Raw genomic sequence first — 22,170 nt, forward strand, 5'->3', positions numbered from 1 at the left:
TGCCAATTGGTTCATCACCAGTCTGGTCCCCATAATCCCCAAATTGACTGTAGAGAAAAGACTCAAACAAAAGCCCCATCATCAAATACTTTACGACCTGTTCTATGCTTAAGTTAACGGATATGGACAGCTGTACGGGATGCCGGCCCGCCCGCTTGGACCGAGTGTAATTGTTAAAACCTAATAAGTTATCGAATAACTGGGCGTTCGTCATCGGTAACCCTTTTGGGATTGGTGGGCTGGAAAAGAATGCGGCGGTCTCCTTTCGTAAGGGGGCGATAATTTGGGGAAGACTCAGGTTAAATTACAACTTAAATCACAGCTTTTCCAAAGTGTTAAACTTTGGAAAAGCTGGTTTAATAGTTTATTTCAAGTCCCTTTTAATCATCCACAGCTGCCTCTGCCATTTGCTTGAATTTCCAGGCGGTTTGGTCTCCGCTGCCCCCTCTGGTTTGCTTCATGATGATGCCGATGAGATTTTCCTCCGGATCAGCGAAATACTGCGTGTTGAAATAACCACCCCATATAAAGGTCCCGGGACTCCCCAAGCCTCCCTTGGCCTGACCCTGTTCTGTAAGCACACCAAAAGCCAGTCCGTAATGCTGGTCACCGCCGCCATAGAGGTTGCCGGTCTGATTGGCCATCATGGTGGCTACGGTGGTTCTGCTGAGTATCCTCACGCCGTTCAGCTCACCTCCATTGAGGTACATCTGGAGAAATGTGGCATAATCTTTAGCGGTGCTGGACAGCCCTGCGCCGCCAGAAAAGAATTTCCTTGCCCCTGTGACCGGATAATCCACATCATAAAAGGTGTTGGGGTAGTTTTCCCACTTCCCATCGATCCGGTGTTGTATGGCTACCAATCTTTCTTTTTTACTCTCAGGCTGATAAAAACCCGTATCATTCATTCCTAAAGGCCCAAAAAGTTTCTCCTGAAGGAATGTTTCAAAAGTCATTCCCGAGAGGATTTCTATCAGGTAGCCCAATACATCCAACCCCATACTATAGGTGTATTTTTCTCCCGGATCATGATGGAGGGGGAGTTTGGCCAGTTTTTTCACAACCTCCTCTATGGTCACATCCTCGGTAGTGAACAGATCAGTAGTGCCTGCCTTTTCATAGATCATTTTCATTCTTTCGTCCCCATCTATTACGCCGTAGCCAAGCCCGGAAGTATGGGTCAATAAATGCCGGATCGTAATTTCCCTTGCCGCAGGTCTGGCAGTAAAGCTGGTATCCGTATAACTAAAATTCACCAACACCTGCGGGTTTTTGAATTCGGGAATAAATTTTGAAATGGGATCGTCCAATTGGAATTTTCCTTCTTCCCACAGCATCATGACTGCGGTGGAAGTGATGGCTTTCGTTTGGGAGGCGATACGGAAAACAGCATCTTTTTCCAGGTCTTTACCGGAAGCATCGGCCTTGCCATAGGCCTCGTGGAATACAATTTTACCGTTTCTTGATACCAGTGCCACGGCCCCGGGCACCGTGCCTTCAGCTATCGCTTCTTGCAGCATTTTCCCGATCTTGTCCAAGCGCTCCTGGGACATGCCTGCCGATGACGCACTTGCGGAATTTAAGGGAGGGGATTTTTGAACGGATTTGGTTTGGGCAGAACTATGGTAAATTACCAAAAGGAAACAAAGAGAAGTAAAAACAAACTTTCGCATATGGTTATGAAGTGATGATTAAAATACCGCACAATATAAGGAAACGTAGAAACATATTCTTTCTGTTTTATTTTCTGTTTTTTTGAGTTTTCTCACCATTTGAACATTGTTCTGGGTCAATTTTTCAGAGGAGCCTGATTTAAGGACAACTCATAATACCTGTAAGTGATTCACTGGTAGTCAATATAATTAGGCGGTGTAATACCTTTCATCCGAAGATAGACCAGCATCTGTCCACGGTGGTGGCTTACATGGTCTGCTAAAAGCAATAGAAACTGTCTGCTTGTCCTTGTAAAATGGGCATAGCTGCCGGTTTCCTCCAGCCTATTGGGATCAAAGCCGGTGATCAATTCAGAGGCTTTATCAAATTCAGCAATCACCGTGTTTATGATTTCCTGTTTTGATTTGCCTTCAGCCAAATAATCATCTGTTCTGAAAGGGGTGTCCCGGCCATCAAACCTGCTGAAAGCATGCCATTCAATGACCGCTGCAACATGCATTAACTGTCCGGCAAAGCTCATTTCGTCAGTGGTGGGGCTGAAACCATAATGCGCTTCCGGCATGGCTTGGGCGACCGCTACCGTGTATTTTTTTGAGTTTTCCCATCTTTCTAAAAAATCCCTTAAAAACGGATCAGTTTGGGATAAACCGGGCAGCATATGACCGGTTGCCAGAAATAAAATCATCACTAAATGAAGTGGTTTCATGGGTTTGGGTTTATTACGGAAATAAAAATAAAAAAAGAATGCCGATTTCACCGGTTTTATGATCATTCTTTTCAGGTTTTTCCATCATGCATCTTTAAAAGATATCGGTTATATTGTTGTTACATTCACCTCCTATGAAAATTAAAACATTTGATGAAAGATATAAAACCGGTTTTTGGTTTTTGTCCTTCAAGGTCACCATAACAATGACCTTTTTGTTTTTTGCTTCCTGTCAATCCAATTCACAGAAAAAGCAGGAGTCCGGGGATTTTCCTTATATGGAATGGGAAGCAGCGCAGTTTCTGGAACATTACAAAGAAGGAACGCTCACCGTTCGGGAAGTGGTTGAGGCATATTTACAACGGATAGAGGCCTTAGACAGAAGCGGGCCGTGCCTTCAGGCTGTATTGGAAATCAATCCGGATGCCCTCGCCATAGCGGAGGAACTTGATGAGATGCTTCAGCAAGGTAAATTTAAAGGTCCCCTCCATGGCATTCCCGTGTTGTTGAAGGATAATATTGACACCCATGACCAAATGCACACGACGGCAGGTTCGCGGGCGATGGCGGGATCCAGACCTTTACAGGACAGTTATGTAGCCAAAAAACTGCGGGAATCGGGAGCAGTGATCTTGGGAAAAACCAACCTGAGCGAATGGGCCAATTTCAGGGGGGAGCTTTCCAGCAGTGGCTGGAGCGGCTTGGGAGGGCAGACCAAAAGCCCCTACATCCTGGATAGGAATCCGTGTGGATCCAGTTCAGGCTCTGCCGTGGCTGTTGCCGCTAACCTCACCGTACTGGCCATCGGAACGGAGACCAATGGCTCTATCGTGTGCCCTTCCCATGCCAACGGCATTGTAGGTATCAAACCTACGGTGGGCCTGATCAGTCGTTCAGGGATTATCCCCATTTCCTTTACGCAAGATACTCCCGGCCCCATGGCGAGAACGGTCAGGGATGCGGCACTTTGTCTCGGCGTCTTGGCGGGAGTGGATGAAGCGGATGAAAAAACTGCGGAAAGTGAGGGGAATTTCCACCTTGATTACACGGAATTTCTCAATGAGCAGGGGTTGAAAGGAAAAAGAATAGGTTGGTTTACAGGACCCTCCGGAAAAAACTTTAAGGTAGACAAGCTGATGCAGGAAGCTGTGGAATGGATAAAAAAGCAAGATGTAGAAGTCGTGGAGATAGAAAGGATATCCGCGCCAAATACAGGATCGAAGTCATTTGAGGTCATGCTTTTTGAATATAAGGATGGATTGAACAAGTATTTTTCGTCGTTGGGATCTGAAGCCGTTATAAAAGATCTGGAGGATCTGATAGCTTTTAACAGGGAAGATGAAATCTCTTTACGGTACTATAACCAGAAATATCTCGAAATGGCGCAGGCAAAAGAAGGACTGGACGCTCAAGCGTACAGGGAAGCTTTGGCCGGATTATTGATAGGCAGCAGGAGGGATGGAATAGACCGGGTAATGAACGAACATGGACTGCACGCGATCATGGCTCCAACAGGAAGCCCGGCGTGGAAAACCGATTGGGTTAACGGAGACAGTTTCCAGGCAGGAAGTTCTTCACCGGCGGCTCATGCCGGGTATCCTAATATTACGGTCCCTATGGGCATGATAGATGGATTACCGGTTGGCATTTCTTTTTTTGGCAAAGCCTGGTCTGAGCCATTGTTGTTGGAAATCGCCTATGCATTCGAACAGGGGACCCGGCACCGGGAACCTCCCAAAATGCTGCTCCGTTCCAACTGAAAGGAATGGATTGAGGGGTATTCTCGATATTTGCAATAACTTTGTTGGACAGTTTAAAAAAACATTCAGTAAACTTGATTAAAATTAATTTTTGTTAGAAAATGCTTATTGACTTAATTGCCGGGGCCAGACCCAATTTTATGAAAATTTCGCCAATTATTGATGCCATTGATAAGGCGAAGAATGAAGGTAAAAATATTGATTTCCGGTTGATACATACCGGGCAGCACTATGATAAAAACATGTCGGGCAGCTTTTTCGACCAATTGGGAATCCCGGAACCGGATATAAATTTAGGAGCCGGGGGCGGGACACAAGCCGAGCAGACCGCAGCCATCATGATAGGTTACGAAAAAATACTTGTGGAAAAAGGAAAGCCAGACCTTTGTTTGGTAGTAGGGGATGTGACTTCCACCATGGCTTGCGCCATCACCGCTCAAAAGCTGCATGTCAAAGTGGCGCATGTGGAGGCCGGTATCCGTTCGGGGGACTGGACCATGCCGGAAGAAATCAACCGGATGGTGACTGACAGCATCACCAATTTCTTTTTTACCACTTCCGAAGTGGCCAATGAAAACCTTCGGAAATCGGGCATTGAAGACGGCCGGATTTATTTTGTAGGCAATACCATGATCGATACCCTTCTCAAACATAAGCCGCGTTTTCAAAAACCGGAGGTGTGGGATAAGATCGGCTTGGAGGAAGGCGAATATATTGTGATGACCTTGCACAGGCCTGCTAACGTGGATCAAGAAGAGAAACTGAAAGAGCTCATTCAGGAAATCGTAAACCACACTAACGGATTGCCATTGGTATTTCCAGTACATCCCCGTACCCGTAAGATGTTGGAAACCATAGGGATTTCACATGCCAAATTACACATGATAGAGCCTTTGGGGTATCTCGAATTCAACTATTTGGTGGAAAGGGCGAAAGCTGTGGTGACGGATTCCGGCGGCATTACGGAAGAAACCACCGTCATGGGAATACCCTGCATGACCTTAAGGGCCAATACAGAGAGACCGGAGACGATTACCCAGGGAACCAACGAACTCCTGGGTGTGGATCCACAAGCCATTTCGCCCGCAATGGAGAAATTGTTTTCGGGCCAATGGAAAAAAGGGGGGATTCCGGAGTTATGGGACGGCCAAACGGCAGAACGGATAGTCAGCGTGCTTTTGGAAAAACTATAAAGAAAGACGGAGGGTTATTGACCGATAACTTTCCCGTCTTCCATTTGAATGATCCTGTCCGTACCTTCGGCAAAATCAGGATCATGGGTAACGATCAACAAGGTTTGATGGTATTCCTGGGCAAGTTCTTTAAATATGTCAAACACGATATCACTGTTTTTCTTGTCAAGGTTCCCGGAGGGTTCGTCCCCCATAATGATGAGAGGGTTATTGATCAGTGCCCTGGCGATGGCTACCCGCTGCTTTTGGCCTCCGGATAGCTGGTTTGCTTTTTTTAAAGCATGATCCTGCATATCAAAGATTTTAAGCTTTTCCATGGCGACGCTTTCCAGTTGCTCCTTAGGATATTTCCCTAATTTTAGGCCCGGGATCATCACGTTTTCCAGTACACTGAACTCATTGAGCAGATAATGGAATTGGAAAACGAAACCTATTTTTTCATTCCGGATTTTGGAGAGATAAGGATGGGGCTTTCCGGTTACAACCTCCTCGTCAATTAAAAGTTTACCTTCATAATCCGTATCCATGGTGGAGAGGATATACAGGAGCGTTGATTTTCCACAACCTGATTTCCCCATTACCGAGACAAATTCCCCACGGGTTATTTGGAAGGTTACTTCTTTGAGTACCTGGGTTTTGACAGGGCTATAAAAGTATTTGTTGATGCCGATGGCTTCCAAGACAGGCTTTCCTCGCATGTGAATCGCTTAGTTTTATCAATACTTCGTTTACGTCTTTGGGGAATCCTATCAGGACCTATTTTCCCCTGATGATGTCCACGGGATCTACCGCGCTGGCTTTTTTGGCAGGGAAATATCCTGCCATATACGTCGTGATCAAACTAAAGATACCTCCTATTATATAATATTTGGGATTAAAATCCACCGGAAATGTTTTTATCGTGGGGAGGGCATCGGTTTCAAAGGGGATCTGATCAATGCCCAACCCAGCCAGAAAGCCAAGTAGCAACCCAACCGAACCACCCGCAATACCGATAATAAGCGCGATGTTGATGAAGATCACATTGACGTCCCTGCCCGAAAAACCAATGGCTTTCAATATGGCGATGGTATCCATTTTTTCATAGATCATCATGTTCAATATATTATAAATCCCAAATCCTGAGACGACCAGCAAGGTGACGCCCACGGCATAACTGATCAGCGTACGGATTTGGGTTCCCGTTTCAAACTGGGCATTGACTGTCTGGATATCATCGGCATCGATATCGAAAACGGATGCATATTCCCTGGCCATTTCAGGAGCCATGTCAAGGTCTTTTAATTTAACCTGCAGATCGGTGATATAGGAAGCGGGTTCTCCCAACATTTTCTGCGTAGTTTCTATGGAGGCATAGCTCTGGACATTGTCCAGTTCTCCCAGGCCCGATTGGTAATAGCCCACCACCTTAAGCTGTATGCGGTTTCCGGAAGCGGTCGTGGCCTGTATCACATCCCCGATTTCCGCCAGCATCCGGTCCGCGGCCCCTTTGCCCAGAATGATGCTATTGGCAGTATTTTTCAGGTCCGCAAAATTACCTTCAGTGACATAGTTTTCAAAAAAGAACAGGCTGTTCTCCGCTTCCACATCAATGCCGTTGATGACGCCGGTAATATCTATGGTGCCGACATTATAGAACACTTGGGCGGAGATTTTCGGTGCCACCCCTAAGACCCTGGGATCCTCTTTCAGTGTTTTTATAATGGCGGCGTTATCATGGATGCTGATCCTGCTTGCGCTTGGCTTGACGGACCGTATCACATTAAAATAATCTTTATAATCAGAGGCCAGGTCTATCGGCTGAAGGGGGTTGGGTTTTATCTCATTGTAAAACCTGATATGAGGGGTCCTGTTCAGGATTAAATCATCCAGCATCATATTCAGGCCGTTCATAAAACCCAGGAGGGCCACAAACATGGTGATACTGAAAGTCACCCCCACTGCGGCGATCAATGTCTGCTTGAACCTGGCCACCATCAATGACCGGGCTATATCCAGTAACAGCGAATATTTCATCTACATCTGTTTTAAAGGAAAAGTGGTTATACAGTATTTAGGGTCTGACCAATTCTGTGCCTTCATTGACTCCTGAGACTATCTCAGCCCTTTGAAAATCAGTGATCCCCAATGTGACTTCTATGGTGTCACCTTCGGAGGTGATCAGGAATTTATCCCTGTAAATATAGTTTCTGGGAACAACCAAGGCGTTTTCACTGGTGCGGATAATGATGTTGGCTTCCAGGGTCAGGTTGGGATATAACCGGGGCGGAGTTTCAACAAAGGTAGCTTCTACGACAAAGCTTTTGCTTGCCGGATCCATCATGGGATTGATTTTAGTGATAATGGCCTCATACACCTGTCCCCGGTAGCTGTCCATACTTACCATTACCTTTTGCCCCTGGTTAATTTTTACGATATCATATTCATCCACCTGCAGTTCCAAAATAAAATCCGTTTCGCTACCCAGAACAGCCAGTGGGGTTTGTACGTTGACCATTTCTCCCTTTTCTTTCAGCAGGGCGTAGACTTTGCCGTTGATTTTGCTTTTGACCAACAAGTCATTTTCCATAGCCTTCATTTTTTCAAGATTTTTGGCTGCGTTCTGTTCGTTGTGAAGAATTTCTCTTTTCAATTCTTCATATTGTAGCTTTGCGGTTTGGTAGGCTGTTCTCGAGTTGGTATAAGCCAGTTGCCGTTGCTCAAGTTCGATTGCGGATCCGATTCCTTGTTCACGTAGGTTTTTTTGCCTTATCCATTGAAGTGAATCGTTTTCCAGTTTGGTTTTAGCAAGATCAATGTTGATTTCCAGGTCCCGTAACCGTGTCATGTTGTTTTGTCTATCCGCATATTCCCTTGCCAGTTCGGCGATTTCCCGGTTCAGTTTTGTGGTTTCATCAAAAACAGCCAAAAGCGGGGTTCCTATTTTTACGGTGTCTCCCTCTGTTACGTAAATGTCCTGAACGGTGCCGTTTGCATTGGCAAAAACCTGGTATTGGTTTCTGCTTTTAACCAGCCCTGAGGCATAAACGGATTCTGAAATGTTTTGGCGGCTGGGGTGGATTTTATCAGATGATGAGGTACAACAGCAGCACAATACCCATCCCATAAAAAGTCCTAAATGCTTCAATATTTTCATGTGGACAATCGTTCAAAAACACACCGAAATACTTCGCTAAGTTATGCTTTTTATTGGATTATGATGGGAGACATAAGAAAAAAATGATTCCGGCATTAGCTGTTATTTTTTATCGCAGGCGCAACAAATAATGATTTGCGCTGGAAAGTTTCTTGCATATGTTTCGGGAACATTTCCTTTAGGCGGGCCGGTCATTTTTAACCGGGCATGCGTAAAACTCCACGGGATATCTCAATGCAGAGCTTTCTCAGCTGTAGACCTTTAATGAGTAGTGACGGAAGGGAAAATCCGGGTTGAATCCAAAACGAAACCGGAAGCATATTTTATTTATGTTGAAGTAGCACCATGAAAAAAAAATAATAAAATGGCGAAAGACTATTAATTTTTAAAGTGGAACCGCGGTATTTAGAATTACGGTAATTATATTATTAAGTTAGTTTAATTTTTGGACCGGGTAATGATGGGTTATCTTTTTGGATTTTATAGGGATTTGTCTATTATTACGCAAAAAATAGCATGTGGTAATCGGTTTATGTTGTTTGATTGCCCATTAAAAAAAATCTAACCAGTTTCAGTAATTGATGAATACCATAAGTGTTTTATTGGTGGAAGATAATGAAGGTGATATACTTCTAATTTCTGAAGCCTTAAAAGAAACCAAAGTACCCATCACCCTTCATTATGCGAAAGACGGTCATGAGGCTATAAGTTATTTGGCGCATCATTGTAAAGCGGGATTGAATCCTTTGCCGGATTTGATACTTTTGGATATCAACCTTCCAAAGAAAAACGGCCACGAAGTGCTTCGATATATCAAAAACTCGGAAGCCACGAAACCAATACCGGTCATCATGCTGACAACTTCATCCAGCCACAATGATATCTTGACGTCTTATTCTAATCATGCCAATTGCTACATCACCAAACCCCTCGAAGGCATCAACTATCAGGACATTGTGGAGAAAATAGAAGAGTTTTGGTTTTCCCTGGTACAGCTTCCCACAAGAGTTTGATCTGTTTATCAACCACCTTCCATCCGTCTCATTTAATAAGCCTGGTTCCGGATTTCATTTTCAATGAAAGGTAGATCAGGCCAAATAGACTGTCTTAAAAATATTGGAGGGTAAACAAGAATGGACCTGATTTTATCCCCGTGATCCCTGCCTCCATTCCTGGGAGAACTCGGGAATGCCCCTTCCGACAGGAGATTTTAAGATAACGGTCTGCGCTGAACCGTTTGGAAAGAAATATTTTGTCCAATGAAAACACTGGCGTGGATTTTGTGAATTTTTTAGCTGAAATTTTAATAAAAAGTGGTCTTGTTTATAAAATATGATTATTAAATGCATGGGGTATGGAAGAGGTAAAATTAGCTATCATCTATTACAGTTCCACAGGGACCAATTATCAGTTAGCCAAATGGGCAGAAGAGGCCGGCAAAAACTCTGAGGCAGCCGAAGTCAGGTTTTTGCGGATACGGGAAACGGCCCCTGAAGAAGCCATCCAGCAGAATGAGAACTGGGCCAAACATGTGGAGGCCACAAAAGATATTCCCACCGTTTCTCTGGAAGATTTGGAATGGGCGGACGCTTTTATATTCTCTGCGCCCACAAGGTATGGAAATCTACCTTCCCAACTGACTTCATTTTTTGATACCACCGGGGGCTTGTGGCTGAAAGGCAAGCTCGTTAACAAAGTAGTCAGCGGCATGACAAGTTCGGCCAACACCCACGGAGGTCAGGAATCCACATTGCTTTCTCTATATAAAAGCATGTATCACTGGGGCGCGATCATAGTGACACCGGCGTATACGTCTGAAGTTCAGTTTGAAGCCGGGGGTAACCCCTATGGGGTAAGCGTAAGTGAAGGAAAAGATAACCTGAACGACAATATCAAAGAAGCGGTATTTCATCAGGCAAAAAGGACCCTGACGCTCGCCCGCTGGGTAAAAGCAGGCTTCTCAGGCGGATAACGTATCTTGGAAGCGCTTTTTGTGCCGAAGGCATAAACCCGTTGATAGCAACATTGCCAGGAAAGTCAATGATTGTTTTATCCCGAAATAATCTCCTTGTTAAAGTTTTTACCGTATATGGCCAGAAACCTACATCTCCCCTTTGAAGCTGTCATCTTGGATATGGATGGCGTTATTACCAAGACAGCCAGTGTCCATGCCAAAGCTTGGCAGAGAATGTTTGACGGATTCTTAAAGCAAAAGGAAGGTGATCTTTTCGTGCCATTTGACATTGAAAAAGATTATCAAACGTATATTGACGGCATTCCGCGGTTAGATGGTATAAGGCGTTTTTTGGAGTCAAGGGATATTAACCTGGCTGAGGGAAAACCGGATGATGGTCCCGAAGAGGTTACGGTACAGGGTTTGGGAAGACGAAAAAACGATATTTTCCTTAAACTTCTAGATGAAGAAGGGGTGCATGTATATGAGGACACATTGGAAGCTATCAAGAGATGGAAGGCTAAAGGAGTCAGGCTTGCTGTCATTTCTTCCAGCCGCAATTGCAGACATATTTTGGCCTCGGCGGGCTTATCAAACTTTTTTGATGTCAGGATAGACGGGGAGATTTTAGAAAAAGAAGACTTGAAGGGAAAACCTGAGCCCGATATTTTTCTCCGGGCGGGCGAGCGATTAGGTGTAGCTAAGGAAAAAACCATCATCATCGAAGATGCCATTTCCGGGGTTCAGGCGGGAAAAAAAGCAGGGGTTCTCTTGGTGGTGGGGAAAGCCCCTCATGGCAAAGGTCAGGTTTTGGAAGAAGCAGGTGCTGATATCGTGGTCGAAAACCTCACCGAATTAGATGATAAAATCGAACTTGGAACCAAAGGTAGGAATCCGGATGATTTGCCTGATGCGCTCGAAAACATTACTGGTATAATAAAACTTATCGGTGCGAAAGAACCGGTTTTGTTTCTTGACTATGACGGCTCATTAACTCCCATTGTCTCCAATCCGGAAGAAGCCGTGCTGTCGGAAAAAGCAAAGAAAATTATTGAAGGCCTCGCCGGGATTATCACTGTTGGTGTCATCAGCGGCCGCGACCGCCAGGATGTGAAATCCAAAGTGGGGCTGGACAATGTGGTGTACGCCGGTAGCCATGGGTTTGACATCACTGGGCCGGAGGGACTGGAAGAACAAAACAGGAAGGGACAGGAGGTCCTACCGGCCCTGGATGAAGCTGAAAGCCACCTTAAGAAGAAACTCCGGGGGATTGAAGGGGTACTCATAGAACGCAAAAAGTACGCTATTGCAGTCCATTACCGGAACGTGGAGAAAGAAAGGGTAGATGATGTTAAAAAGGCCGTGTTGGAAGAGGTGGCGGTTCAGAAAGGGTTGAAAAAAGGCACAGGTAAGAAAATCCTGGAGTTAAAACCTGATCTGGATTGGCACAAGGGAAAAGCGTTAATGTGGCTTATGGATGCCTTGAAACTAAAGGAAGACGATTATTTTCCTGTTTTCATAGGGGATGATGTCACAGACGAGGATGCCCACAAAGCCGTGTATGAAAAAGGTTTGGGGATCATTGTGGGGTCTCACCGTCAAAAAACTTACGCGACCTATAAGTTGGAAAATCCGGATGAGGTAATACGATTTCTGGATAAGCTAAAAGCGTCAATTGGCAATAGGCTGCTTTAGAGGAAAAATTGTCCGGAGGAAAAGAAGCACGTTATGTGAATAAAAAGAAAGGCGGATGGATCGGTTTAACATAACATACAGGGGTTGGGAACCTAAGCAACAAAAGCAAAGAGAGGCCATCTGTACGTTGGGCAACGGCTATATTGCGACGCGGGGGGCTGCTGAAGAATCCGGCAACAATGGTGTTAATTATCCGGGGACTTATCTGGCTGGAGGCTATAACCGTGCAAAAACAAATATTTCCGGAGAAACGATTGAAAATGAAGATTTTGTAAACTTTCCCAATTGGCTTTGCTTGAGTTTTAGAGGGGAAGGGGGCGAATGGCTGGACCTTTCCAAATTCAAAATTCTATATTACAAGCAAACGCTTAAAATGAAAATCGGGGTTTTGGAGCGTGATTTCCGCGTGGAAGACGACCAAGGGAGGCGAAGCCATATCTTAAGCCGCCGCATGGTAAGTATGCGGGACAAAAATCTTGCTTGTTTGACATGGACGTTTACCCCGGAAAACTGGGGGGGAAAGGTTGAATTTCTCTCGGCATTGGATGGAAATGTCACCAATGACAATGTGGTACGTTACAGAGATTTGGAAAGTCATCATTTAAATCCCTGTGCCACCAATCAGATTGACGAGGATTCCATATCCCTTTTGGTGCGGACAAAACAATCCCGGATCACCATGGCACAGGCGGCTTCTACAAGAATATATCTCCGGGAAAAACAGCTGAAACCGGTGATCGAAACCCGCCAGAAAGAAGGTTATGTTGCCCAGGTTTTACAGCTGGATGTAAAAGAGGGTCAAAGATATACCTTGGAAAAGACGGTCGCGGTATTTACTTCCCGTGACCGTGCCATCAGCGAACCTTTGCTGGAAGCCGAAAAAACCATAAAACGCACAGGCCGTTTTCGGGAAATATTGTTGCGCCATACAGAAGCTTATGAAAGGCTTTGGCACCGGGCAGATATGGAGATTGTGGAGGATGACAGAAACCAGCGGCTGCTGCGGCTGCATATATTTCATATCCTGCAGACTGTCTCTTACAACATCATCGGCTATGATGTTGGCGTGCCTTCCAGGGGGCTTCATGGGGAAGCTTACCGCGGCCACATTTTCTGGGATGAACTTTATATTTTTCCGTATTTGAACCTCCGTTTTCCTGAAATTACCCGTAGTTTATTAATGTACCGGTATTATAGAATAGATGAGGCGAGATTTGCCGCAATAAAAGCAGGAAAAAAAGGGGCTATGTACCCTTGGCAGAGTGGAAGCAACGGGCGGGAAGAAAGCCAGGTGATCCACTTAAATCCCAACTCAGGGAGATGGATACCGGATAATACTTATCTGCAACGGCACATAAATTCAGCGATTGCCTATAATATATGGAGCTATTTTTTGGCCACGGACGACCAGCAGTTCCTCTCTTTCTTTGGGGCCGAAATGTTCCTTAGCATCGCCTCTTTTTGGGGGAGCATGGTCATTTATAACCATGAAAAAGGCCATTATGAAATTCATGGTGTGGTGGGTCCTGACGAATATCATACTTCTTATCCGGGATCTGATAAGCCCGGCCTGAAAAACAACGCTTATACGAACGTCATGGCTGCCTGGGTCATGCAGAAAGCCATAGAAATCCTAGGCCTGATAGAAAAGAGCAGGAAGAGGGAGATATTAAAAGAACTTGCAATCGGTGACGAAGAGATCGCGCTATGGGCAGATATCAGCAGGAAAATGTATGTGCCCTTCATCAACTCACATATCATTGCACAGTTTGAAGGGTATGAGAAACTGGAGGAGTTTCCCTGGGGGAAATACCGCAAAAAATATAAGGATATTCACCGGCTGGACAGGGTACTGGAGAATGAGGGGGATTCGCCCAATAATTATAAAGCCAGTAAGCAGGCAGACGTTTTGATGCTTTTTTATCTCTTTTCCAGAAATCAGGTTTACGAAATTTTCAAGAAGCTGGGCCATGAGTTCACAGAAGAAATGATTGTAAAGAACATCGAATATTACAGGAGCCGGACCTCTCACGGATCTACCTTAAGCAGGGTGGTGTTTTCATGGATCCACCTGAAATATGACAAAAAGAAGTCATGGGATAACTTCAAGAAGGTGCTGGTAAGTGATTTCGAAGACATTCAGGGGGGGACTACGCCTGAAGGCATCCATTTGGGTGCTATGGCAGGTTCCCTGGATCTGGTACAAAGAGGTTTCTTAGGGATTGAAGTGGGGGAAACCGCACTTTGGATTAACCCTTACATCCTGGAAAAGTTGAAGAAGATTACTTTGAAAGTAGAGTATAGGAGGCATTGGATATCCATTTCGATTGATGATAAGAAACTGAAAGTTTCCTTTGAAGAAGGTTGGAAAAATAAAGTAAAGATAGGCGTGATCGATCAAATTTATGAGTTTAAACAGGGGGAAATAAGGGAGTTTTCGCTTGAAAAGGAGTCTTATTAAAATTTGAACCGAGTGTGACGCTTAAAAATCAATTATAAGCACATGAAAGCTAAAACATATACAAGTTATTGTGATTTAAACAGCTGTATGAGGAAAACAGGCTACATTTATCCATGCAAATGTAATTCCCTATTCCTAGGTCTGTTGTTATTATGTTATTTGCTTTTTCCATTAGCCGTTGATGCACAGCACCATGACGAACATGAAGATCATGACATGGATGAAGTTCCTTCTTTTCTGTCCCGCAATCTCCCCATGACGGTCAATGGTTCGGGGACCGCCTGGCATCCGGTTAATTCTCCCATGTACATGAACTTTTCCCGGAAGGGGGAGTGGAACATGATGCTGCATTATGGGGTTTTTCCGGCTTATACTTTTCAAAATCCCCACAACCGTGATTTAAGAAGCCAAAAGGAATTTATGCTTCCTACCTGGGTAATGATGATGGGAAACAGGAAAATCGGTAAAAAAGGTTTGTTTTCCATAAGAGGAATGTTTTCGGCAGATCCACTCATTATGGGGGGAAGCGGTTATCCCCTTCTTTATCAGACCGGAGAGACCCATAGAGGCGTCCCCCTGATTGACCGGCAGCATCCCCATGACCTTTTTTCGGAACTTTCGGTCGCCTACAGCCATGCCTTTTCAACAGATATCGATGCGTATGTTTATTTGGCGTTTCCGGGAGAACCTGCATTGGGGCCACCGGCTTTTATGCACCGGCCATCTGCTCTCAATATGCCTGATTCTCCGTTAGGACATCATTGGCAGGATGCTACCCATATTATTTATGGTGTGGCCAGTACGGGATTCAGGTATAAAAGGCTCCGACTTGAAGGTTCATTGTTTACGGGAAGGGAGCCGGGGGAAAACAGGCTTTGGTTCGACAGACCCCGGTTTGATTCGTGGAGTACACGCGTGCACTACCTATTGGGTGATTCCTATGCTTTCCAAGCGTCTTACAGTTACCTTCACTCTCCGGAAGTACATGAACCGGAAAGAGATGTGAACAGGATAACCGCTTCCGTGCTGCACAATATCTGGCTGGATCATGAAAGCGTCCTGTCCAGCAGTTTTGTCTATGGTTTGAACAGAAGTTGGGACAGAGAGGAGCCCGGCAACATCTTTCCTTCCCATTCATTTTTGCTGGAATCGGCCCTGCAGGGAAAGAAGCTTAATGTCTTCGGAAGGATAGAATTGTTGCAAAAATCCTTTCATGAACTCGGAATTGAAGGAGAACAGGGACACGGTGACCAAAATACCTGGATAGGTGCCATAAAGCCGGGAGTCTCTGTTTATCTTCTCAAAAACCGGCTTTTTTGGTTAGACGGAGGTTTTACGGTCACTTATCACAGGGTGGGATCTGATTTAATTCCTTATTATGGCTCCGGTTCCACTTTAGCATATCAGGTGTTTTTAAGAATGATCCCTCCACTGATGCACTGAATCCACCTTACCCCATCATACATAGGTTCATATGACGGTGTTGCTATTTTGCAATCTTAAAAAAAACAAGAACCGGTTCAGAGGAACCGGCTCAATAAATACCTTTTTCCGCCGTCAATAGGCGTTATTTCCAGACTTCGGTTACAAAGCCGGAACTGTTTTTTTCCTTTCCCCATCTACACTCCATATGCCGGCTCCTTTTGAAGCGATATACAGAAACAGAAAACAGTAGACTGCGGCCAATTCACCTTCATTGATCAATGGGTTCCAGTGCTGTGGGGCATGAACCATAAAAAAGGCGACGGCCATCTGGCCACTACAGATAAAGGCGGCAATGCTTGCAAATAAACCAATCATGATCAGTATTCCTCCGAACAGTTCCACGATTCCTGCTAATCCCATAAGGGAAAAGAGCTCCACCGGATCTGAATCACCGGGCCATCCAAAAAGTTTCTGTGATCCATGCATGGCAAACATCAGGCCTGCTATTATGCGAAGAAGGGCATAAAGCTGAGGGGAAAATACTCCAATGTACTTTTTCATAGAATTTATATTTTATTTAAAATAGATATTGAAGAGATATTAAATGTGCAAAATCAATTTAAATTAATAACAAAAAATGAATTTAACTATTTTGAACAGGATAAAGTATAGATGAGTTTCGGATAATAATCATCCTAAATAAATTAAAATCAATTGTATAACTCAAATACACCTTGTTTTTTCTTGGTAAGAAATTGAATTTTTATTTTAATAACATAATAAAAACAATAAATAATAGGCATTTTTTTTGCAAGCCATTAGGTGTAGATTTTGTCGGTGATGAGGGGTGAAGGGCCTGGCCAGTTGTCCTCCGGAAATTTAAAAAAAGAAAAAGATGAGCAGCTATATCCGTTTTCTTAGTGAGATCAGCAATCAACATACCGCTGAAGTCGGGGGAAAAAACGCTTCCTTGGGAGAAATGATAGGTGTATTAGGACCCAAAGGCATTCACATTCCTGCCGGCTTTGCCACGACTGCCCAAGCTTACTGGGATTATCTGAAGCATAATAATTTGAGAAAAAAGCTGGAAGCCGCACTCCAGAAGTTGGATAAAAAAGAATTCAAAAATCTTCCTCAGATCGGTAAAAAGATAAGAGATGCCATTTTGCAGGGAGAGTTTCCTCCAGAGCTGGCCGAAAGCATACGGCGGGCTTATCGGAAGCTCGAGGAAAGGGAAACCGTTTTGACCAGTGTCGCGGTGAGGAGCAGCGCCACGGCGGAAGACCTACCCGAGGCTTCTTTTGCGGGACAACATGATTCTTTTATGAATATCCAGGGTCCGGAAAATACCTTGGAGGCTTGCCGGAAATGTTTCGCATCCCTTTTTACTGACCGTGCCATCCGTTATCGCGAACACAATGGCTTTGATCATATGAAAGTGGCCCTTTCTGCCGGGGTGCAAAAAATGGTACGCTCTGACAAGGCCTCTGCAGGAGTAGGTTTTACCATCTTACCCGACAGTGGTCATGAACAAGTGATTTTTCTTACGGGTTCCTGGGGCTTGGGAGACAATGTGGTGCAGGGAGCGGTAAATGCAGACGAATTTTATGTGTTCAAGCCCGCTTTGAAAAAAGGAATGCGTGCCATCATTTCAAAGCACCTTGGCACAAAGGAAAAGACAATGGTATATGCAAAAAGAACCGGGGGGAATGAGAATACGACCACCAATAAGACCACTCCCCTCAAATACCGGAATAGGTTTGTATTAAATGATGAAGAAATCACCCAACTGGCCATATGGTCTATGGAAATCGAAGATCATTACGGGCGGCCGATGGATATTGAATGGGCCAAAGACGGAGAGAGCGGGGAATTATACATTGTCCAGGCCAGGCCCGAAACGGTCCATTCCGGAAAGACCAAGTCAAAAATCAAGGAATACAGGCTCAAGAACAAAGGTAAGGTGCTGGCCTATGGCACAGCTGTGGGAGAAAAAATCGCAAAGGGGGTAAGCCGTATCCTTGATTCTCCTGATGATGCGGACAAATTACGGGAAGGCGATGTGCTGGTAACGGACATCACCAACCCCGATTGGGATAATGTAATGAAAAAGGCCTCTGCCATCATCACCAACAGCGGTGGCCGTACCAGCCATGCTGCCATCGTTGCCCGCGAACTCGGAGCGGTAGCGGTAGTGGGGACAGGGAATGGGACGGAAAAAATCAAGGACGGCCAAGAGGTCACCGTTTCCTGTGCGGAAGGGAACACGGGCAATGCCTATGAAGGGTTCCTGGAATGGGAGGAAGAGGAGATCGATTTCGATAAATATGAAGAACCCGATACCCAAGTAATGCTGATACTCGCTGATCCCGGATTAGCCTATAACTACAGTGACTACCCGGTGAAGGGGGTGGGCCTTTTACGGTTGGAATTCATCATCAACAACACCATCCAGATACATCCGCTTGCCTTGCTCCACTTCGACGAGCTGGAAGACAAAAAGGCCCGGAAGAAAATAAAGGAGTTAACGCCAAACTATTCAGAAAAGCGGCTGTTTTTTGTAGAAAAGCTGGCCGAGGGTGTGGCCACCATAGCCGCCGCTTTTTATCCGCGTGAGGTAATAGTAAGGATGAGCGATTTTAAGTCCAATGAATATGCCAATCTGATTGGGGGTTCGGCGTTTGAACCTCATGAGGAAAACCCCATGTTGGGTTTCAGAGGAGCCTCCAGGTATTATAGTGAAGAATACAAAGAAGGATTCAGGATGGAGTGTGAGGCGATGAAGATTGTCAGGGACGAAATGGGTTTTACCAACGTAAAGCTCATGATTCCCTTTTGCCGGACGGTGGAAGAAGGAGAAAAGGTAATCCATCTCATGGGCGAATTCGGTTTGAAGCAGGGATGGAACGGATTGGAGGTGTATGTGATGTGCGAAGTCCCCACCAATGTGATCCAGGCCGAAGAGTTTGCTGAGATTTTTGACGGGTTTTCCATCGGCTCAAATGATTTAACCCAGCTGACATTGGGCCTTGACCGGGATTCCTCGCGTGTAAACACCCTCTTTGATGAGAATAATGCTTCCGCCAGATGCCTCATCAGCATGGCCATTGCCAGCGCAAAAAAGAAAGGCAGTAAGATAGGGCTGTGTGGTCAGGCTCCCAGTGATTTTCCGGAATTCGCCAAATTTCTCGTTGAGCAAGGCATCGACAGCATTTCCTTTAATCCTGATGCCGTAGCAAAGGGAATAAAAAACATCCTTGAAGCCGAGGAGAAAAAATAACACCCACATCCAATATGAATAGATAACTGGCGAATGTCTCCAATTATTTATTCTCTGAAACAATCAACAGCCCTATGGATATTGATCAAGGACATCCTTACCACAGCCTAAGCATCGAGGAGACACTCAAAAAACTCTCTTCGGATGAGAAAGGACTTTCTGCTGATGAATCAAAAAAAATGCAGGAAAAATATGGTAAGAACAAACTTCCTGCAAAAAGGGGCACCCATCCGCTCAAACTGTTTTTTAAACAGTTTAAGGACTTTCTGATCCTGATTCTTTTTATTGCTGCCGCCATTGCCTTCCTGGCTGATAAAATGACGGACGTCTATATCATCCTGTTTGTGATTGTTTTTAATGCGGTAATGGGTTTTGTGAGGAATATAAAGCGGAAAAAGCCATACATGCTATTATGGGATTGGAAGAGAAGAAGGCCAAAGTACTGCGTGATGGAGAAGAAAAAGAAATTTCTGCCGAAGCGGTAGTCCCGGGAGACGTAATCATTTTAGAAGAAGGACGCGCTATTCCTGCCGATGGCCGCCTGCTGGAAGCCAAGGAATTACACACTTCCGAGGCATCTCTGACAGGAGAATCCATGCCTGTGGAAAAATCCACCGACCGCACAGACAAAGATGCTGCCATAGGCGACCGGCTGAATATGGTCTGGAAAAGTACCAACGTGGTAAACGGCACAGGAAAGGCTGTGGTTACCGCGATTGGCCGTCAGACCGAAATCGGTAAAATAGCCCAATCCATTGGGCAGATGGAAATCAAGGATTCAAACTTCAGAAAAAAAACAACACTGCTTGGAAAGCAGATGGCGGGAATAGCCATAGGGACTTCGGCCATCGTGTTTGCCCTGGGCTATTGGATGCGGGAATTTGAGTTTGAAGAAATTCTGCTGGTAACCATCGCGGTACTGGTATCAACTATCCCTGAAGGACTTCCAGCGGTAATCAGTATCGTATTGGCTATAGGCGCCAAAAGGATGGCCAGGCAAAACGTGATCATGCGGGAATTTACTGCCACCGAAATGATGGGATCCGTATCCGTAATACTCACTGATAAGACAGGCACCATTACCAAAAGCATTTTGATGGTAAAAAAGCTGTTTACCGGTATTGGGAAGGAAGTTGCTGTAAGTGGCAGCGGCTACCAATTAGAGGGGGATTTCAAAGTAGAGGGGGAGAAGGAATTGGATTTTGAGGAAAGTCCGGTTGAACGGAAACTGGCGGTTATTGCTGCGTTTTGTAATAATGCACATATTAAAGAGAAAAAGGACCGGTCTTCAAAAAAAGCAAAGGAGGGGAATGAACGGGATAAGCGGGATAAAGAAGGAGAGGAAGAAGAACAGGAAATAGGAGGGGATCCTACTGAGGCTGCCATGTTTGTTATAGGGGAAAAAGCGGGGTTGAAAAAGAAAACGCCTTTTGATCAGTATAAGCTTCTGGAGGACCTGCCTTTTAAATCAGAAAGAAAATTCAGGGCGTCATTGGTGGAGACGGAAGAGGGTCCTGAAATTTTTGTCATTGGGGCCCCTGAGAGGGTACTTGAACTAAGCAAAGAATACCTTACCTCCGACGGACCTCAATCCATGGAGGATGAAAAAAGAAAAGAGATCCAGGATAAAATGGAAGAATGGGCCCATCAGGCCATGAGAGTCCTTGCGTTGGGATACAAAAAATCAGATAGCAAGGAAGGGCTGTCTTCGGATGATGTGGAAGATTTAGTCTGGGTGGGCATCACTGGTATCATTGACCCTCCCCGGGAAGGAGTACGAGAATCAATAGAGGAATGCAAGAAAGCGGGAATACGCGTCGTGATGGTCACAGGCGACCATAAAAATACGGCTACCGCAATAGCCGAAAAGACGGGGATCCTTGAAAGTAAGGAAGGAAATGAAGATAGCGAATATCCCATATCAATGGTAACCAAGGAACTGGAGGTTGAGGATGAAAAATTTGACGATTATATCAAAAATGTCAATGTTTTCGCCCGAATGAACCCCGATGTGAAACTCCGTATTGCAGAAAGGCTTCAGGCAAAAGATACTTTGATAGCCATGACGGGGGATGGCGTGAATGATGCCCCTGCGCTTAAACGTGCGGATGTTGGCATCGCCATGGGAGAGCGCGGTACAGATGTAGCTAAAGATGCATCTGAGATTGTACTGCAGGATGATAATTTCAGCAGCATCGTGAACGCTATCCGGGAGGGCCGCATAGTTTTCAATAATGTCCGGATTACCAGTTATTATCTGCTTACCACTAACTTCGCTTTTGCCGTAGCTTTCATTTTAAGCATGGCCATCGGCTTGCCTCTGCTATTGACGGCTGTCCAGATCCTTTATGTTAATCTTGTTACCAGCGGGATCATCGGAATAGCTTTGGCAACAGAACCTGGCCATGGCGATATCATGCACCGGCCGCCTGTAAAAAAGAATGAGAAAATTTTTAAATGGGATGTAGTTCCTTATATCATGTTGGTTTCACTGGTAATGGTGACGCTGGCTTTACTGACTTTCAATCATTATCTCCCCCAAGGCGAAGAAATGGCACGGACGGCAACCTTTGTGATAGTTTCCATGACTCAGATATTCAACATCTTCAATATGAGAGCCCTTCATTTATCCATATTTGAAATAGGTTTTTTTACAAATTTCTGGGTAAACATCGCCTTTGGCGCTGCAATTGCACTACAATTTGCAGTCGTGAAGATCCCGTTGCTGAAAACCCTCTTCGAGTTCGAGGAATTTCCAGTGCTGGATTTTCTGGTAATGATGCTGATTTCAACCGTGATAGTCTGGGCGGGGGAATTGTACAAATACCTGAGGTTTAAAAAGGGCCTGTTCTAAAGAATGCATGGCTTGGCCGCTGTAATTTATCT

At 45.0% G+C, this 22,170-nt stretch carries 16 protein-coding genes; 10 read left to right on the top strand and 6 right to left on the bottom strand.

Annotated features, from left to right (window positions below):
* Positions 1-380 precede the first annotated feature (380 nt).
* Together ACFPFU_RS25060 and ACFPFU_RS25065 are read right to left on the bottom strand one after the other, a co-directional pair.
* Positions 381-1,673 (bottom strand): serine hydrolase domain-containing protein, encoded by a 1,293-nt coding sequence (locus tag ACFPFU_RS25060; RefSeq protein ID WP_377069398.1) that lies wholly within the window; start codon positions 1,671-1,673, stop codon positions 381-383.
* Positions 1,674-1,843: 170 nt separating this feature from the next.
* On the bottom strand, positions 1,844-2,380 hold the full coding sequence (locus tag ACFPFU_RS25065; RefSeq protein WP_377069399.1) for a DinB family protein: 537 nt from the start codon (positions 2,378-2,380) through the stop codon (positions 1,844-1,846).
* Between the two features lie 134 nt (positions 2,381-2,514).
* Between ACFPFU_RS25065 and ACFPFU_RS25070 the strand changes: the two genes are divergently transcribed.
* Together ACFPFU_RS25070 and wecB are read left to right on the top strand one after the other, a co-directional pair.
* A complete protein-coding gene (locus ACFPFU_RS25070) occupies positions 2,515-4,140 on the top strand; it encodes an amidase (protein WP_377069400.1) in 1,626 nt (541 codons plus the stop codon).
* 101 nt (positions 4,141-4,241) lie between these two features.
* Complete coding sequence (wecB, locus tag ACFPFU_RS25075; RefSeq protein WP_377069402.1) at positions 4,242-5,333, top strand: non-hydrolyzing UDP-N-acetylglucosamine 2-epimerase; 1,092 nt, start codon at positions 4,242-4,244, stop codon at positions 5,331-5,333.
* A 14-nt stretch (positions 5,334-5,347) separates the two neighbouring features.
* Here the strand turns inward: wecB and ACFPFU_RS25080 are convergent, their stop codons facing one another.
* The 3 genes from ACFPFU_RS25080 to ACFPFU_RS25090 are packed head-to-tail and all read right to left on the bottom strand — an operon-like array spanning position 5,348 to position 8,469.
* Complete coding sequence (locus tag ACFPFU_RS25080) at positions 5,348-6,031, bottom strand: ABC transporter ATP-binding protein (RefSeq protein WP_377069404.1); 684 nt, start codon at positions 6,029-6,031, stop codon at positions 5,348-5,350.
* Positions 6,032-6,089: 58 nt separating this feature from the next.
* Positions 6,090-7,349 (bottom strand): ABC transporter permease, encoded by a 1,260-nt coding sequence (locus ACFPFU_RS25085; RefSeq protein ID WP_377069406.1) that lies wholly within the window; start codon positions 7,347-7,349, stop codon positions 6,090-6,092.
* A gap of 37 nt (positions 7,350-7,386) precedes the next feature.
* Positions 7,387-8,469, bottom strand: a complete 1,083-nt coding sequence (locus ACFPFU_RS25090) for an efflux RND transporter periplasmic adaptor subunit (protein ID WP_377069408.1) — start codon at positions 8,467-8,469, stop codon at positions 7,387-7,389.
* A gap of 581 nt (positions 8,470-9,050) precedes the next feature.
* Between ACFPFU_RS25090 and ACFPFU_RS25095 the strand changes: the two genes are divergently transcribed.
* From ACFPFU_RS25095 to ACFPFU_RS25115, 5 genes are all read left to right on the top strand, one after another.
* On the top strand, positions 9,051-9,482 hold the full coding sequence (locus ACFPFU_RS25095) for a response regulator (RefSeq protein ID WP_377069410.1): 432 nt from the start codon (positions 9,051-9,053) through the stop codon (positions 9,480-9,482).
* 341 nt (positions 9,483-9,823) lie between these two features.
* Positions 9,824-10,441: an NAD(P)H:quinone oxidoreductase type IV gene (gene wrbA / locus ACFPFU_RS25100; protein WP_377069412.1), complete on the top strand. Its 618-nt coding sequence runs from the start codon at positions 9,824-9,826 to the stop codon at positions 10,439-10,441.
* 117 nt (positions 10,442-10,558) lie between these two features.
* Positions 10,559-12,118: a trehalose-phosphatase gene (gene otsB / locus ACFPFU_RS25105; protein ID WP_377069414.1), complete on the top strand. Its 1,560-nt coding sequence runs from the start codon at positions 10,559-10,561 to the stop codon at positions 12,116-12,118.
* Between the two features lie 55 nt (positions 12,119-12,173).
* Positions 12,174-14,579 (top strand): glycoside hydrolase family 65 protein, encoded by a 2,406-nt coding sequence (locus tag ACFPFU_RS25110; RefSeq protein ID WP_377069416.1) that lies wholly within the window; start codon positions 12,174-12,176, stop codon positions 14,577-14,579.
* A gap of 159 nt (positions 14,580-14,738) precedes the next feature.
* The gene (locus tag ACFPFU_RS25115; protein ID WP_377069418.1) at positions 14,739-16,022 is read left to right on the top strand and encodes a hypothetical protein; all 1,284 of its coding nucleotides are present in this window, start codon (positions 14,739-14,741) and stop codon (positions 16,020-16,022) included.
* Between the two features lie 141 nt (positions 16,023-16,163).
* Here the strand turns inward: ACFPFU_RS25115 and ACFPFU_RS25120 are convergent, their stop codons facing one another.
* Positions 16,164-16,565, bottom strand: a complete 402-nt coding sequence (locus ACFPFU_RS25120) for a DoxX family protein (protein ID WP_377069420.1) — start codon at positions 16,563-16,565, stop codon at positions 16,164-16,166.
* 334 nt (positions 16,566-16,899) lie between these two features.
* On the opposite strand from ACFPFU_RS25120, the gene ppsA reads away from it, so the two are divergent.
* The 3 genes from ppsA (at position 16,900) to ACFPFU_RS25135 (ending at position 22,138) form a co-directional block, all read left to right on the top strand.
* Positions 16,900-19,284 carry a phosphoenolpyruvate synthase gene (gene ppsA, locus ACFPFU_RS25125; protein WP_377069422.1) on the top strand — a complete coding sequence of 795 codons (2,385 nt, stop codon included), beginning with the start codon at positions 16,900-16,902 and terminating at the stop codon, positions 19,282-19,284.
* A gap of 74 nt (positions 19,285-19,358) precedes the next feature.
* Positions 19,359-19,769, top strand: a complete 411-nt coding sequence (locus ACFPFU_RS25130; RefSeq protein ID WP_377069424.1) for a cation-transporting P-type ATPase — start codon at positions 19,359-19,361, stop codon at positions 19,767-19,769.
* A complete protein-coding gene (locus tag ACFPFU_RS25135) occupies positions 19,697-22,138 on the top strand; it encodes a cation-translocating P-type ATPase (RefSeq protein ID WP_377069426.1) in 2,442 nt (813 codons plus the stop codon). The genes ACFPFU_RS25130 and ACFPFU_RS25135 overlap by 73 nt, the downstream gene beginning before the upstream one ends.
* Positions 22,139-22,170: the final 32 nt, after the last annotated feature.

It is taken from the genome of Negadavirga shengliensis, from assembly GCF_042652345.1.
Taxonomy (GTDB): domain Bacteria; phylum Bacteroidota; class Bacteroidia; order Cytophagales; family Cyclobacteriaceae; genus Negadavirga; species Negadavirga shengliensis.